Genomic DNA, 16860 nt, shown 5'->3' with positions numbered 1-16860 from the left:
TTTATTGTGATGGTCATGAATGTTATGGGCATAATGTGGAGATAGGAATGGAAATAGTCTGTGAAAATCTAAACTCAAGCCTTTAGTTAAATTAAAAGTACAGTGTACACTTAAGTTTCAGATTATTATGAATCGGTCAAGGATATAATCGTGGATAAAACAAAAGCTCTCGATGCTGCTCTCTCACAAATTGAACGTTCTTTTGGTAAAGGCTCGATTATGCGTCTTGGGCAAAAAGAGCAGGTTGTTGAAATTGAAACAGTTCCAACAGGGTCGTTATCTTTGGATATTGCTTTAGGGATTGGTGGGTTACCGAAGGGGCGTATTGTTGAGATTTATGGACCAGAAAGTTCTGGGAAAACAACGTTGGCTCTACATGCTATAGCTGAAGCACAGAAAGGGGGTGGAATTTGTGCTTTTATTGATGCAGAGCATGCGCTTGATCCTATTTATGCGCGTAAGCTTGGTGTTGATTTAGAAAATTTGTTCATTTCTCAGCCAGATACCGGTGAACAGGCATTGGAAATTACAGAAACGTTGGTTCGTTCTGGTGCAGTTGATGTGCTTGTTGTGGATTCTGTTGCAGCTTTAACACCACGAGCAGAAATTGATGGTGAAATGGGTGATGCTTTGCCCGGATTGCAAGCTCGGTTAATGAGTAAAGCGTTGCGAAAATTAACAGCAGCAATTTTTCGCTCTAACTGTATGGTTGTCTTTATTAATCAAATTCGCATGAAAATTGGTGTGATGTTTGGTTCTCCCGAAACGACAACGGGTGGAAACGCTTTAAAGTTTTATGCTTCTGTTCGTTTGGATATTCGTCGCATTGGATCCATTAAAGATAGGGATGCAATCGTTGGTAATCAGACGCGCGTTAAAGTGGTGAAGAATAAACTGGCACCTCCATTCAAACAGGTTGAGTTTGATATTATTTATGGTGAAGGTATTTCCAAAGTAGGTGAATTGATTGATTTGGGTGTCAAGGTTGGTATTGTGGAAAAATCTGGCGCATGGTTTTCTTATAATTCTCAGCGTTTAGGACAGGGGCGTGAGAATGCAAAGCAGTTTTTGCGTGAACATGCGGAAATAGCTACAGAGATTGAAGCAGCTTTGCGCCAAAATGCTGGTTTGATTGCAATTGAATTGTTAGAAAATGCAGGGTCAGAAAATATAGAAAGTGATGAAGCCATTTGATGGAGCGTTTTTTTCGTCTATAATTTTTTCCTTTAAGATTTTTCTGTTTTTTTGTTTGAGTTTTTAAATACGCAGTCATTTTTTCTCAATTTTTTAAAACAAATATTTCATTCTTTGATTAAATTGACTCCATGCGTGGCGAAGAGGATATTTAATGAGGGGGATTTTTATGGTTTTGTGCTGTATTGAGCAGGTGTCAGTATGAATAGTGTTAATAATATTCGGTCAATATTTTTGGATTATTTTCATCGTAATGGGCATAAAGTTCTTTCTTCTAGTCCGCTTGTTCCGCGAAATGATCCTACACTTATGTTTACAAATGCAGGGATGGTGCAGTTTAAAAATGTTTTTACTGGACTTGAACAACCTCCTTATAAGCAGGCAACAACAGCACAAAAATGTGTTCGTGCGGGTGGAAAGCATAATGATCTTGATAATGTTGGTTATACGGCACGCCATCATACATTTTTTGAAATGCTGGGTAATTTTTCTTTCGGTGATTATTTCAAAGAAGAAGCCATTTTTTTATCATGGAATCTTTTAACGAAGGAATTTTGCCTACCAAAAGATAAATTGTTGGTGACAGTTTACCAGAGTGATGATCTTGCTGCTGAATTGTGGCGTAGAATTTCAGGTCTTCCAGATGAAAAAATTGTCCGTATTGCGACGGCTGATAATTTTTGGTCGATGGGAGAAACAGGACCTTGTGGGCCTTGTTCGGAGATTTTTTATGATCATGGCGATGAAATCTGGGGCGGTCCTCCTGGAAGTATGGAAGAAGATGGCGATCGCTTTATTGAGATTTGGAATCTTGTTTTTATGCAATATGAGCAGATTTCTCAGGAAGAACGTGTTGACTTGCCTCATCCTTCTATTGATACCGGTATGGGATTAGAGCGTATTGCTGCTGTTTTACAGGGCGTTCATGATAATTATGACATTGATCTTTTTCGTGCATTAATTGCTGCATCAGAAGAAATTACAGGGATTGAGGCAAAGGGTGATTTTATTGCCAGCCATCGTGTCATTGCTGATCATCTTCGTTCATCTGCATTTTTGATTGCTGATGGTGTGCTTCCTTCTAATGAAGGTAGAGGATATGTTTTACGTCGTGTTATGCGTCGTGCTATGCGTCATGCGCATCTTCTTGGTGCTAAAGAGCCCTTAATGTGGCGACTTTTGCCTGCTTTAAACCGCGAAATGGGACAAGCCTATCCTGAATTGGTGCGTGCTGAATCTTTGATTTCAGAAACTTTAAGGTTAGAAGAAATACGTTTTCGTAAAACGCTTGAACGAGGACTTGGTTTGTTAAATGAAGCGAGTACCGATCTTAAAGAAGGAGATCATTTAAATGGTGAAGTTGCTTTCAAGCTTTATGATACCTATGGTTTTCCGCTTGATTTAACGCAGGATGTTTTGCGGCGTCGTGGAATATCTGTTGATGTTGATACCTTTGATAAAGCGATGGAACGTCAAAAAGAGGAAGCGCGTGCCAATTGGTCTGGTTCTGGGGAAGCTGTAACAGAAAAGATCTGGTTTTCTATTCGTGATAAAGTGGGGGCTACAGAATTTTTGGGTTATGAAACCGAAACGGCTAAAGGCATTCTTACAGCTCTCGTGTGTGATGGTAAACTCGTTGATCATATTTCCTCAGGTCAGAAAGCTATGCTTGTTGTTAATCAGACACCTTTTTATGGTGAATCTGGTGGGCAAATTGGTGATAGTGGTATCATTTCTGGTGAAAATTTTATTTTTGAGGTGCATGATACCCAAAGAAAGGGTGATGGTGTTTTTATCCATATTGGGGAGGTGAAATCTGGTCAGGCATCGAGGTCTGATTATGTAGAATTAACCGTTGATGTTGTTCGTCGTAAAAAAATTCGTGGAAATCATTCTGCTACTCATTTGTTACACGAAGCTTTACGACAAGTTTTGGGATCTCATGTTACACAAAAAGGCTCTCTTGTATCGCCAGATCGGTTGCGTTTTGATTTTTCTCATCCAAAATCTGTTTCACCAGAAGAACTGAAAAAAATAGAAGATTTAGCAAATGAGATTATTTTGCAAAATAGTAGAGTGATAACGCGCCTCATGGCTGTAGATGATGCAATTTCTGAAGGTGCAATGGCATTATTTGGTGAGAAATATGGTGATGAAGTTCGCGTTGTTTCTATGGGGGAGCCACTTGAACAGCGAAGATTAAAAAAGCATTGGTCAATAGAGCTTTGTGGAGGCACACATGTGGAGCGAACAGGTGATATTGGTTTGATTCATATTTTTTCTGAAAGTTCTGTTTCAGCTGGAGTGCGGCGTATTGAAGCTTTAACAGGAAAAGAAGCACGTCTTTATCTTAGCCGCCAAGATGAACGTATTCATGAAATTGCTGATCTTTTAAAAACTTCTTCTGCTGACGTAGAAGAACGGGTGCGAATTTTGCTTGATGATCGTCGTAAACTTGAAAAAGAATTGAATGATGTACGCAAGAAAATGATGTTGAGTGGTGGAATAACAGAAAGGGGCCAAGGTGATATTACCATCATTAATGGACTTTCTTTTACCGGACGTGTTGTTAAAAATATTTTACCACGGGATCTTAAGGCGCTCGTCGATTCTGAGAAAAAACAAATCGGATCTGGAGTGGTTGCTTTTATTAGTGTCTCGGAGGATGGAAAAGGGAGTGCTGTTGTCGGTGTTACGGATGATTTAACGGATAAGTTCAATGCTGTTGATCTCGTTCGTATTCTTTCAGTGATGCTTGGTGGTAAAGGTGGAGGTGGCCGTCCTGATATGGCACAGGCTGGTGGTCCTGAGGGGAACAAAGCTGATGAGGCATTTGCGGCACTAAAAGATTTTCTGGGAAAAATTAAAGAATAAAATCATTCTGCATAGGTGTTTTTTACATTTTTATATTGGGTTGGAATCTAAATATCACGAACATCTGTCTGGTGTGTTTCTGAAATCAAGATACAGCGTAATTGGGGGAAAATACAATTGTAAAGATAAAAACAGTGTTTGTCTTTATTATCACTTTTTCATTTGGCTTTATAGCTTCCAAGCGTTTCAGGAGTCACCTTTTTAAGATAAGATAGATTATGCAGCATTTCATGCTTTGCTGTGTATTCTTTTACTAGGAAGACTAGTTATTGTGTTGTTCTTATAGATTTTTTTGAAAAACTATCTCTTTTTATGAAAGGAATAATACAAGATTTATTGCATACAATTATCCTTATAAAGTTATAAGCTGTCATTATTCTACTAGCTTTCAAATGACTAAAATCCCTTTCTTTATAAAAGCGTTGTTATATCTTAGAGCTATTGTTTTCATTTTGCTTGTTATGTACAAGAAAACAGTTTTTTGGTTTATTATTAAAAGGTTTTGAAAAGAATATTCTCCTATCTTTATAAATCTTTATTTCAAGTTATAAAGTAATGAATTATCAATATAAATCAAAGGAATATCATATAAATCTAAGGATTTAGATTAATATCTAATTTATTTTTATGATAAAATTGCTTTAATACATTGAGTTATAATGATAATTTATTGTTTTATCTTTTGAATAAGAGCTACGAATATTCGTAGGATTTTATTATTTCAAATTCTGTGTATGTTAAATTAATCAAAACCACTCACGAATGTCGTTGTGAAATGGGCTTAAGAGCATTGAGAAATGTTTCTTAAAAAAAGTCATATGAATGTGTAAAACAATGATGTTCTGTTCGTTATGAGAGGACTATAAAGAAAGTGATAAACAAAAGTGCAAAGCAATACATAATATTCATTATTTAAAAGATATTTCTTTAGTTCGTTTTGAAATTCGTAAAGCTGAGTTAAAAGAAGACGGTAAAACTGGAAATTGTTTTTACCTTTACATTTTCCCTAAATGAGAGTGTGTACTCGTCAATATGCACAGATATAGGGAAATATTTTTGTCCCAATCTAGTAGAATTGCAATAGCAGAGAAAATACTAAACTGTTTTAATATTTGTCTTAAATATCTAAAATGGTTTGTGGCATTTTTAGAAATCTTTTTATTTATTATATATAAGCACTCTTGTTATATTGACGAGGATTTTTTTTGCATAAGATCTATGAAGAGTATCGTTTTTATGAAGCTATGGCTTCATGTAAGGGGATAACATTTTCTCCTTCTCTTTCTGGTGGTTTGATTGTTAAACCACTTGCCTTTAAAAATTTAGAGAAACGCCCTCCTTTATCGATCAATTCTTGAAAGTTTCCTTTTTCCATTAAGTAACCATGTTCCAGAAAGAGTATCACATCAGCATTGCGTACTGTTGAGAGGCGATGTGCTATAATAAAAGTAGTGCGGTTACGGCGTATGGAATCGAGAGCATCTTTGACACGTGCTTCTGTTTCAACATCAAGAGCGCTTGTTGCTTCATCTAGAATGAGAATAGCGGCATTTTTTAAAACAGCGCGTGCAATTGCTAGTCGCTGTTTTTCTCCACCTGATAATTGAGATCCTCGTTCGCCCACTATTGTGTTATAATGCTCAGCTTTTTTTAGAATAAAATCGTGAGCTTCTGCTATTTTTGCTGCTTCATAAAGTTCCTCATTTGTTGCGCTCGCTTTTCCTATTGAAATATTGTCATGAATAGTACGGTTGAAAAGACCCGAGTCTTGAAATACTGTTGCTAGAGATTTGCGCAAAGATTCGCGATTGATCGAGCATATATTTATTCCATCAATGGAGATATGCCCAAAGGCAGGGTCGTATACGCGCTGCAACAGATTGATCAGTGTTGTCTTTCCAGCCCCTGTTGGTCCTACAATCGCAACAGTTTGTCCTGCTTTAACCTCAAAGGAAATATCAAAAACACCTTGAGAAGAATTTGCGAATTTATAGGTTACGTGATGAAATTCTATGGCGCCTTTAACATTTTGGAGGGAAGGAAGATTTTGTGGTTCGTTGATATGAAAGGTTGAGTCTTCCATTTCAAAAAAATCTTGCAGTTTTGCTTGTGAGGATATTGCACAATTAATAAAATTGCTCATTTGGTCTAGACGGCTAATCATGAGTTGTGCAAATCCAACAAAAGCAACAACTTCACCTACCCGCAATTGACCTTTTGCAACAAAAAAAGCTCCAAGAAGAAGAACACAAACGATTGAAATTGTTGAAGCCATTCGATTTAAGCCACTGGCCAGCGCCCACCAATTGAGAACAGGATTTTGTGCTTTAAGCAAAGCATTTGTATGTTGATGCAGTATAGAAGTTTCTTCTTCTATTCGGTTATAACTTTGTACAATGGAAACATTAGAGATTGAATCACTGACATGTTTAAAAAGGTTGTGGTGGTAGTATTCTACAGCAGCTTGTCCGTCTTTTGTTTTTCGCATCACTAAACGTGCAATTAATACGTAGATGATGGCAAGCACAACTAAGACTATTGAAAGACGCCAATTCATATTAAACGCTATGGGGATGAGAACCAATAAGGCGACAAGCGTCGAGAGGTGTTGGCGCATAAAATCAAGCCATATGGTTGACATGGAATCTATTGCGCGCAAAAGTGTATGGAGTGCGTTGGAAGTCCCACGTTGTTGATGCCAAATTAAAGGCATGGCAATGATACGTTCAAAAGATTCCGTTAAAACCGTTAAGCGGCGTCTATGGGCTAAGCGGTCAGCACCACGAGCAACAAGGACATAAGCAATAATATGTGAAAGTCCAAAACAAACCCAAAGGGTAAGAGTAGGAATGATAGCTGATTTTTCTGAAATAGAATCAATAACACGTCCGAATAAAATAGGTTCTGCAATGGTGATAATAGCTAACATAACATTAGCGGTACAGATTAAAAGGGATGCATTTTTTTCTCTATTTAGGTAAGTGAGAACACGTGCATAGGTTTTGAATAAGGACACGGTTAATTATCTCCATTCGCTATTAAGCGTAAAGGCTGTTGATTTTTATAACGCTTAGTTTTTAGCTAATAAAATTTGGACGTTGAGAAAAGGCAATTTTGGATACTAACTGTAATATGGTGTGATAACGCCAACTAAAATATGAATTTTTGTGTTTATAAAGGCGCAAAAATAGATCAATAAAATTATCAGGTAAGGGAATTTTCATGGCAGGCATAGAAATAAAAAAAGTTGAGGTAGATGAAAATGGAATGCGCTTAGATCGCTGGTTTAAAGTGCATTATCCAGGACTTGGTTTTGGAGCTTTGCAAAAATTGTTGCGTTCTGGTCAGATACGGGTTGATGGTGGACGTGTTAAAGCCGATGCGCGTCTTTGTATGGGGCAAGCTGTTCGTATTCCACCTCTCCCTATTAATGACAAGGAAAATCTTTCAATAACGGATAAAACACTTCGTGGGCAGGATGATGAAACCGTTTTGAAAAAAATGCTGCTTTATGAAGATCCAAAGGTATTTGTTTTTAACAAACCAGCTGGGTTGGCTGTACAAGGAGGCTCTGGTTTAACACGCCATATGGATAGTATGCTTGAGGTATGGCGCAATAAAAAAGGTGAAAAGCCGCGTTTGGTTCATCGGCTTGATCGTGAGACGTCGGGTGTCCTTATTGTTGCGCGATCAAGGGGAGCTGCTCAGTCCTTAACAGCTGCTTTTAGAGCGCGAGAAACAAAAAAGACTTATTGGGCGTTGGTTCGGGGCGTGCCTAAAAAAAAGCAGGACAAAATTTCAACGTGGATGGTTAAGGAAATGACTGCACAAGGTGACAAAATGCGTGTTTGTGAACATGGGGAGCCAGACTCACATCATGCGGTTTCCTACTATCGCGTTTTAGATACGCGAGGGCGGGCTCTTTCGTGGCTTGAAATGGAACCCTATACAGGGAGAACACATCAGCTTCGTGTGCATGCTGCCTATATGGATCATCCGATCATTGGCGATACAAAGTATTTTTTTTCTGATAGTAATTGGACATTGCCAGGAGGAATTCAAAACCGTCTTCATCTTCATGCACGTCGTATTCGTATTCCTCATCCTTCAGGAGGAATATTGGATATTGTTGCACCTTTACCACCTCATATGGTCCAAAGTTTTAATCTTTTGTCTTTTAATGAGCGTGATGCTGAAACAGAATAAAGAAACTTCATTTGTTCTTTTTGATTGATACAAATTTTGTCTATAAATTTGATAAGATGAATAGGGCATTATTTGAAGAAAGTTTTTGATAAGTAAATTGCTATGAGAAAATTATGTTTTTGAGTGATGAAATTTTCGAATATCATAAGTTTTCTTTCTACAGCTCTTTATCCATATAGATTGTATTGTTATTTTTGGATATGGTGTGTTATTTAATAATCTGAGCTGATGAAGCTGCTCCTTTGAATTATCTATAGGGTCATATATTGGGGAGGTGTGTCTGTTGAGAGAGATGAGTTAGATAAAATCTGAAGGATACTTACTAAAATAGGGAAGGCAATTTTAATTTTTTTATGGGAGATAATTGAGGCATTTTATAGTAATGCTTAGGAAAAGTCTTTTCTCAAAGAATTCCTGTTGTCAAGGAAGTTTGTTTTGTTATCAATGTGGTTTGATATGCTTATAGTATAGATTTACGCTTTGTATTTTTGCTTATACAATGAAGGCTTATTAGCAAATTTCTCCTTTCAATGAGCAATTATTTTTCTACTTACTTAGTTTATCCAAAAAATTATCTTTCATAAAAGAAGAAATAAATTTTCAGTATCTTAATGCTTCATTGAAGTGAGCTCATCGCATTGAAAAAATATCTATACAAAAAATTGGATATAAAACGTTAGGTGCGTTTTATTGCTCTAGGGAGAGTTTGAACACTTTTTTTCTAGTGAACAAAACAGATATTTATTATGGGAACATTCAAAGGTGGGATAAGTTGAAATTAGGAGTGACTGATGGGATCATTATTGATTGACGTTAATAACATCTCAAAAATATATCGCAACATAGACAGAGGAACTGGTTTTACAAATAAGGTGGTTTCCCTCTTCAAGCCGGTTTATACAAATCATCATGTGTTAAAAGATATGAGTTTCACCCTCTTTTCAGGGCAATCTCTAGCAATCCTTGGTCCTAACGGAGCGGGTAAATCAACACTGATTAAAATACTTTCTGGTATACAATGTGCTGATGAAGGATATGTTAAAGTCCTTGATGTTGATCCTTATAAAGCGAAGAAAGATTTGTTCAAGTCTTTGGGGGTGGTCTTTGGTCACAAGAATTGTTTGTGGTGGGATTTACCCTTACGCTACAGTCTGGATATGGTTCAGCCATTATATGGTCTTGAACGCGCTTCTTTTACCCGTGATCTTAAAGAGATTGCTGAGTTGCTGGGTCTTGAGCATATTATGGATAAGCCAGTGCGGATGCTTAGTCTGGGTGAAAGAGTGAAAAGTGAATAGGCATTTAATCTCTCCTTTAGGCCTAAACTATTGTTCCTCAATGAACCAAGTATTGGTCTTGATATTACATCGAAGCATGAAATCAGGGAGCTTCTTAAAAAACTGAAAAGGGAGTGCGGCACTGGATATATCATCACAAGTCATGATAGGGGGGATATTGATGGATATGTCGACGATATTATTCTCTTGCATAAGGGAAAGAAACAGTTTCATGGCAATCTTCACGCGCTTAAGAATGTCATTCCTTCTTTGGTGAGAATGACGCTTTTTTGTGAACACTTGGCTGCACCTTCAGCTGTTATAGAAAAAATTGATGAGATTGCATTGAAATTGTCCACTCCCTCCCTCGAAGAGATGCTCCGTGTTAAATTTAAAGAATTTATCTAACAATTGCTTTGGCATGTTTCTTTTTGCCAAGAATGGATTACTCACTATCGTCAATGACAGGGCAATGTTCTTTACTGATTTTGTCATGGGGACTCTTTCGCCATTCGTTATTCAACTCATGTTATGGAACGCACTTTTTTCTGATATGGGCAGCACCATAAACGGTTTTAGCTTTCATGATATGATGTATTATTATGCCTTGGCTTTAATTTTATCACGCTTAAATAATGGTTATGGTTTAATTCAGTCTTTCTCTCAATATGTTAAAGAAGGTAAATTAGAAGTCACTCTCACAAAGCCATTCAGTTACATGACACAAATGCTGTTTACCTTTTTGGGTGAGAGTGTGTTATATGCTACTCCTTTACTTGTGATCTTTATGGTAAAGCTTCTTTTATCTTACGAGAATATTCTGGGATTAATACTCTCTTTTCTGCTCTTTTTTCTCATTCTTGCTCTCTCTCAATTGCTTTTTTTACTCTCTTTCGCAATTTCGTTATTGATTTTCTGGGTGATTGAGTACGGTATTTTGCTCTCTTTTAGTATCCTTAGTTCGGCTCTTCTTGGTGGTGTTCTTTTGCCACCCTCTTTCTGGCCCACGTGGCTTATTCCGCTCATGCAGTTTAACCCTTATCGTTTCATGATCTCTGCTCCTGCTGAGTTTCTTGCAACGCATAATTTGGCGGTTTTCCATCAGTTTATTGTGGGCAGTGTTTTTTATATTTTGTGTCTTCTATTCTTTATTCATGTTGTCTGGAAGAAGGGAATGAAAGCGTATCATGGAGCGGGTGGTTGAGGTGAAGATAATTATTCATTTTATTGGTATGAATATACGCCGGCAGATTGTTTACGGTAAGAATTTGATTGGGGAGTTTCTTCTTTCTCTTTGCTATTATTTTATTCAATTCATATTTATTGATAAAATATCTTCTTTTTCAGGAAAGATCGGTAACTATAGCACAGATGAAATTCATCTTATCTTTGTTGTCTTCGTTTTACTCCGAGTGTTTTTAAGTATTTTTACCAATTCTATTGGAATATTTTTTGAAAAAGTCGCGAGTGGTAAGGTTGAATCATATCTGACAAAGCCTGTTTCAATCTGGGTATTCATGTTGGTTGGCTGGTGCAATCCTCTTCGTCTGATAAATTTATTTGTTCTTTGTGTGAGTGCGTATTTTTTTGTTTCATTACCGGATCTTTCAAGCATTAAGATGGGATGGTTTTCTTTTATCGTTGCAATAGTTTGTGTCTTTATCATCAATATCTGTTTTTGCATGATGTTCAACTTTATAACATTTGTTACTAATCGTAAGATGCCAGTCGAATATTTTCATACAATGGTTTATGAACTTTCATATATCCCCATTGCAATTTATCCCTCAAGCATCGTGAAATGGTTTTTGTTTCTGCTGCCAATGGCTTTTTCTGCTTCTTTGCCCGTTTCACTGTTATTTGGTAAAAATGAATGGAATATTGGATATCTTCTGTTGAGTACTTTTCTTTTTATTGCCATGACTTTCATAAGTTATAAGAAAACAATTCGTAAATTTAATGGATTAGGGGGATGATATAAAAGTCAGAAAGTTATAATCGTGGAAGACAATGAACTTTATTAAAGAACTTTATTAAAATTATTCCGAGTTCTTGTAGAAACGAGAGGCTGTGAAATCGTCAAAATGTGTAATGTCCTTATGGCATTAGATTTGGCGCGTTCACCAAAAGTTATCTCTTATTGTATCTGATTTAGCTTTTTCAATCAAAGAGCTAAGCTGGAGTTTACGCTAATTTTTTACTGGGACAGCTATTTCTTCTCAATTTATAATAATGCAAAATAATTTTATCAGAATATTTCAATAAAGTATTTTTTTGTTTTCTGTAAATTTTAAAAATATTTATCTTGCTGTACTATACAAAAAATAAAAACAATATGTGTAACTAAAAAACAACACATTAATATTTTTATACTGTAATACTATAATAATATTTATGATAATAAAGCTAAAATTATAATAAAAACAATAAAATAATTCTAATTTAATAAATTTTAGCATTAAATTGTATAATATAAAAACACAAATAAAACAATTGACAAACTTAAGATAAATATGTAACGGATATATTATAAATGTAATATAATATAAAAATAATAATTAAAATAAAATTATTAATTAAAGTTTTGTATTATATTTTTTATTATAAGTATATAAATATACTTTATCGATAGATGATGTAGTGTTTTCTATTTAGAGGGGGTGGTAAAGAAAATTTATTTTATTAAACATTAGGTGGTTATGATGAAAATATTTAAGCATTGTATAGTATGTGTGGTTGCTTTCGCTATTTTCTTTTCACAGGTTTTAGGAGCCAATGCCGGTTCTTTAAATGGTAGATTTCAAAATGCTGGTTTCATTTCTGTAATGACACAGGAAAATAGAGTTATTAAAGCTGTTGATATGATTATTAGCCAATTTGGAGGACAAGGGGCTGGGAAAAATGTCCAAAAAGTTGCGGGTTTAATGGGGATCGAGACAGCGATTTTTGCTTTAATCGCATATTTTGTATATTTCTTTACTAGAAAGCCGCCGAGTCCTAGCAGAGAGACAGGTGGAAGAGCATTCGATGCTCTTGCTTATAGTGCATGGGCTTTGAATTAAAAGTTATTTTACTTGATGAACTTTGAATTATTCTGTTCTTGAATATTTTATATGAATAAACCGTGATATTTAATCACGGTTTATTCATATTTTACTCTTAATGATATTGATATGTTTATTCTTAAGATATTATTTTGGGGATGGCAATATATGGCACATTGAATTTAACTAATCAGCTATTTTAAAGGCTACTTAAATTTTTCCTCTTTAAAATACGTATTTGAGCTAAGTTTGTGGCTGATATTTTTTTATGATGAAAACGCGAATGCATTAATCGAGATATCCATAAACTTTGCAGATCAACTCAAAAAATATACGATAATACAATCTTACGACTATTTGTGGGGTTCATTTTTATGAAATGAAAAAGCATAGTGATGAGTATTACAAATGTTTGCGTAAAAAAATTTTTATTGGAATCTTTTAGTCTCTTTGTGGTTTACAATTTTTTTTATCATTTTATCTTAAGCAAAGAGAATGTAAATTCATTTCTATTTTGTCTAAGAAAGATGGAAGTTATACTAATGTCAAAAAAAGTTATGATCGTGGAAGATAATGAGCTTAATATGAAGCTATTCCGTGATCTCGTAGAAGCGAGTGGCTATGAAACCATTGAAACGCGAAATGGTCTTATGGCATTAGATTTGGCGCGTTCATCAATGCCATCTCTTATTCTTGTGGATATCCAGTTGCCAGAGGTCTCTGGAATAGATGTTATTAAACAATTAAAAGAAGATGAAGAACTAAGATCGATTCCCGTTGTTGCTGTAACAGCTTTTGCTATGAAAGGGGATGAAGAACGAATTCGTGCAAGTGGATGTGAAGAATATATGTCAAAACCTATTTCTGTCCCGCATTTTATCACAATGGTAAAGCATTTCTTGGACTGAAGCTTGTTAAATAATGATAGAAAAAGACATTGAAAACCTTATGAGATAACTAAAGTTATATTGCAGATATTTTTGTATTCTACTAATATGTGGGTAGGTCTATTAGCAAAATATAAGTTTTAAGAGATTGAAACTGAGGTTTTGAATTTTTTGATCTACTTTTTTAGTCCTTGTCTAAGGAGACGGGGTTGTTTTGCATTCTTGTTTTCTTCTAACAGGTGTAAATTTTTCTTTACTAAAAATCTGTTTTAGCAGTTAAAAAAAGCCCCGTTTTTGTCCGAGGCTTTATGTATTGTACAAAAATTGAAATTAACGCTTTGAGAATTGGAAAGAACGACGTGCTTTTGCTTTACCGTATTTTTTACGTTCAACAACACGGCTATCACGGGTAAGAAAACCACCTTTTTTCAAGATTGAACGAAGTTCTGGTTCATAATAGGTTAAAGCTTTGGAAATGCCATGGCGTACTGCACCGGCTTGCCCGGAAAGACCACCACCTGCAACGGTTGCAATAATATCAAATTGGGTCTCTCTGTTTGTTGTAACAATTGGTTGACGAAGAATCATTCTAAGAACAGGACGAGCAAAATATTTATCAAATTCCTTATTGTTGATCGTGATTTTTCCAGAACCTGGTTTAATCCATACGCGCGCAACAGCGTCTTTACGCTTTCCTGTTGCATAAGCACGTCCTTGTGAATCAAGCTTTTGCACGTGGACAGGAACAACATTTTCATGTGTTTCTGTAATACTTGTTACTATGCTAAGCTCAGAAAGAGAATTAATTTCAGCCATAATCAAGCAATCCTTTTGTTTTTGCAGTTTAAAGCACCAACATCAAGAGATTCAGGCTGTTGTGCTTCATGTGGATGTTGGCTTCCAGCGTAAACACGTAGATTCTTCAATTGACGGCGACCAAGGGGACCACGAGGAATCATGCGCTCTACCGCTTTTTCAATAACGCGTTCGGGAAAACGCCCCTCAAGAAGTTGACGTGCTGTACGTTGTTTGATTCCACCAATATAACCGGTATGCCAATAATATTTTTTATCCGTATATTTTTTGCCAGTGAGAGCTATTTTATCTGCATTAATGACAATAACGTTGTCACCATCATCAACATGTGGAGTAAATGTAGCTTTATGTTTGCCACGTAAGCGGTTAGCAACAAATGCGGCAAGACGACCTAAAACAAGGTTTTCTGCGTCAATAATAACCCATTTTTTCACCACTTCAGTTGGCTTTTGTGAAAAAGTTGCCATAGAAGTATCCTTTATAAGAACCCTTTTAATATAAGGGAATTTTTACTGTTTTGCGTTGAAAATTGTTACCATAGCGAAATATTTAACGCATACTACTTGCTCTGATATAATGTCTTTTGATTGACGTCAAGAGAAAATAAAAACTTTATAAAACAATATGTTATAAGAATGGTATTATAATACCCCATTAAAAGAAGTTTGTGGACAATTTAAACTTAAAATGAATGTTGCAAAAGACTATTTTATCTTTACCGCATGATTGTATTTTATCTTTCTTCATTATAAAATAAGCAATAATGCAGTGGTCTCGTTATTTTCTCAATGTTGAATCTTCTGCTTGTGGTCAAGCTTGGTTAGATGCCCTTGGTGTTCAAGGAATAAATAATGCGCGCGCTATTTCTCAAAAATTTGGTTTTCCAGATCAGTTAGCTCGAGTACTTTCAGCAAGAGATGTAGATGAAGCTGAGGCTGTTGCTTTTATTAATCCGACATTACGTACGCTTATGCCTGATCCAGAAAGTTTTAGGGATATGCAATGCGCTGCAGAGCGTATTGTTAAGGCTCTTCTTAATCAAGAACAGGTTGCTGTTTTTGGTGATTATGATGTTGATGGTGCTTGTTCTTCGGCACTCATAGCGCGTTTTTTTCGTTATTTTGGTATTGAAGTCAAAATTTATATTCCTGATCGTATTGTTGAAGGCTATGGTCCGAATGAACAAGCAATGAGGATGCTTGTGCAAGAAGGTGCTCGGTTAATTATCACTGTTGATTGTGGCGCAAACAGTCCAGATGCGGTAAAAGCAGCGAGGCTTGCTGGTGCTGATGTTGTGATTTTAGATCATCATCAAATGTCAGAGATCCATCAAGAAGCTGTTGCTCTTGTTAATCCTAATCGCCCTGATGATTTTTCTAAACAGGGGCATTTATGTGCAGCGGGCGTTGTTTTTGTTACGTTAGCTTGGGTTCATCATTTGCTGCGGAAAAAACAATTCCAAGGGCAGCTACCTGATCTTTTAAGTATGCTTGATCTTGTTGCATTGGCAACCATATGTGATGTCGTTCCATTACAGGGGGTTAACCGTGCTTTTGTGATAAAAGGGCTTCAAGTTGCTCGTTCTATGCATAATCCAGGAATAACAGCTTTAACAAAGGTTGCACGAATAGGGGAGCCGCTTAATAGTTTTCATTTAGGTTTTTTGTTAGGTCCTAGAATTAATGCAGGAGGGCGCATTGGTGATCAAGCTTTGGGAGCACGTTTGCTTAGCTGTGAGAATAAAGATGAAGCGGACAGAATAGCAGAACAATTAGATCGGCTTAATAAAGAACGCCAAGAAATGGAGAACATTCAATTAGCACAAGCGGAATCTTACATTGCTTCTCTTTATCAAGATCAAGAAATACCCTTGTCCCTTGTAATTTCTCATAAAGAATGGCATCCGGGAATTATTGGTATTCTTGCTTCCCGTCTCAAAGAGCGTTTTTTTTGTCCTGTTTTTGCTATTGCTTTGAAAGAAGATGGAAATGGCGTAGGGTCGGGACGTTCAATTAATGGTATAGATTTAGGAGCACTCGTCCGTGAAGCTGTTACATTAAATTTATTAGAAAAAGGAGGGGGACATAGTATGGCAGCAGGAATTACAATTCAATCAACAAAAATTGAAATCTTTCGAAAATGGCTAGAAGAAAAAGTTTCTTTAAGGGTCTCACAGTTGCATGCTAAAAAGTCTCTTAGTATAGATGGTTCTCTTTCTGCTTCTGGTGTTAATGAAGCGCTGTTTGAGTTGCTTGAAAAAGCAGGGCCATTTGGGACAGGGAATGCAACACCTGTTTTTGTTCTTCCCTCTCATCGATTGGTGAATCTATCTGAAGTTGGTAAAGGACATCTTCGCCTCATTGTATCTAATGTTGAAGGAAAAAAACTGCAAGGAATAGCTTTTCGTGCTGTAGGGACATCGCTTGGTGATTTTCTTTTTGAAAATATTGGTGAAATGATTCATTTAGCTGGTCATCTTAGTTTGAATTATTGGAATGGAACGACCAATCCGCAACTGCGCGTGATTGACGCAGCCGCAGTGGTTTGAAAGGGATATTTTTA

The 16860-nt window shown here is 36.2% G+C and carries 13 protein-coding genes; 10 read left to right on the top strand and 3 right to left on the bottom strand.

Annotated features, from left to right (window positions below):
* Positions 1–150: 150 nt before the first annotated feature.
* Together recA and alaS are read left to right on the top strand one after the other, a co-directional pair.
* Positions 151–1194 (top strand): recombinase RecA, encoded by a 1044-nt coding sequence (gene recA / locus ACFINF_RS04825; protein WP_375619902.1) that lies wholly within the window; start codon positions 151–153, stop codon positions 1192–1194.
* Between the two features lie 201 nt (positions 1195–1395).
* Entirely contained in the window at positions 1396–4068 is a 2673-nt protein-coding gene (gene alaS, locus ACFINF_RS04820; protein ID WP_375619901.1) for an alanine--tRNA ligase, read from the top strand.
* 1234 nt (positions 4069–5302) lie between these two features.
* On the opposite strand, the gene ACFINF_RS04815 is transcribed toward alaS, so the two are convergent.
* Complete coding sequence (locus ACFINF_RS04815) at positions 5303–7084, bottom strand: glucan ABC transporter ATP-binding protein/ permease (RefSeq protein ID WP_375619900.1); 1782 nt, start codon at positions 7082–7084, stop codon at positions 5303–5305.
* Positions 7085–7290: 206 nt separating this feature from the next.
* On the opposite strand from ACFINF_RS04815, the gene ACFINF_RS04810 reads away from it, so the two are divergent.
* From ACFINF_RS04810 to ACFINF_RS04780, 7 genes are all read left to right on the top strand, one after another.
* Complete coding sequence (locus ACFINF_RS04810) at positions 7291–8274, top strand: RluA family pseudouridine synthase (RefSeq protein ID WP_375619899.1); 984 nt, start codon at positions 7291–7293, stop codon at positions 8272–8274.
* 791 nt (positions 8275–9065) lie between these two features.
* On the top strand, positions 9066–9572 hold the full coding sequence (locus ACFINF_RS04805; RefSeq protein WP_375619898.1) for an ATP-binding cassette domain-containing protein: 507 nt from the start codon (positions 9066–9068) through the stop codon (positions 9570–9572).
* A gap of 30 nt (positions 9573–9602) precedes the next feature.
* Positions 9603–9959 (top strand): hypothetical protein, encoded by a 357-nt coding sequence (locus ACFINF_RS04800; protein ID WP_375619897.1) that lies wholly within the window; start codon positions 9603–9605, stop codon positions 9957–9959.
* Positions 9934–10755 carry an ABC-2 family transporter protein gene (locus ACFINF_RS04795; RefSeq protein ID WP_375619896.1) on the top strand — a complete coding sequence of 274 codons (822 nt, stop codon included), beginning with the start codon at positions 9934–9936 and terminating at the stop codon, positions 10753–10755. The genes ACFINF_RS04800 and ACFINF_RS04795 overlap by 26 nt, the downstream gene beginning before the upstream one ends.
* Positions 10739–11527, top strand: coding sequence for an ABC-2 family transporter protein (locus tag ACFINF_RS04790; protein ID WP_375619895.1), 789 nt, complete (start codon positions 10739–10741; stop codon positions 11525–11527). Before ACFINF_RS04795 ends, ACFINF_RS04790 begins: the two co-directional genes overlap by 17 nt.
* 726 nt (positions 11528–12253) lie before the next feature.
* Positions 12254–12613: a hypothetical protein gene (locus tag ACFINF_RS04785; protein ID WP_375619916.1), complete on the top strand. Its 360-nt coding sequence runs from the start codon at positions 12254–12256 to the stop codon at positions 12611–12613.
* A gap of 524 nt (positions 12614–13137) precedes the next feature.
* Positions 13138–13503: a response regulator gene (locus tag ACFINF_RS04780; protein WP_015856546.1), complete on the top strand. Its 366-nt coding sequence runs from the start codon at positions 13138–13140 to the stop codon at positions 13501–13503.
* Between the two features lie 309 nt (positions 13504–13812).
* Here the strand turns inward: ACFINF_RS04780 and rpsI are convergent, their stop codons facing one another.
* Both rpsI and rplM read right to left on the bottom strand, forming a co-directional pair.
* Positions 13813–14298: a 30S ribosomal protein S9 gene (gene rpsI / locus ACFINF_RS04775; RefSeq protein WP_375619894.1), complete on the bottom strand. Its 486-nt coding sequence runs from the start codon at positions 14296–14298 to the stop codon at positions 13813–13815.
* Positions 14299–14300: 2 nt separating this feature from the next.
* The gene (rplM, locus tag ACFINF_RS04770) at positions 14301–14765 is read right to left on the bottom strand and encodes a 50S ribosomal protein L13 (protein WP_375619893.1); all 465 of its coding nucleotides are present in this window, start codon (positions 14763–14765) and stop codon (positions 14301–14303) included.
* Positions 14766–15061: 296 nt separating this feature from the next.
* On the opposite strand from rplM, the gene recJ reads away from it, so the two are divergent.
* On the top strand, positions 15062–16846 hold the full coding sequence (recJ, locus tag ACFINF_RS04765) for a single-stranded-DNA-specific exonuclease RecJ (RefSeq protein ID WP_375619892.1): 1785 nt from the start codon (positions 15062–15064) through the stop codon (positions 16844–16846).
* Positions 16847–16860: the final 14 nt, after the last annotated feature.

The organism is Bartonella sp. TS25HLJMH (assembly GCF_042193505.1).
Lineage (GTDB): Bacteria > Pseudomonadota > Alphaproteobacteria > Rhizobiales > Rhizobiaceae > Bartonella > Bartonella grahamii.
Note: the sequence above shows the minus strand (reverse complement) of the source record. Positions and strands in the feature narration are given on the sequence as shown.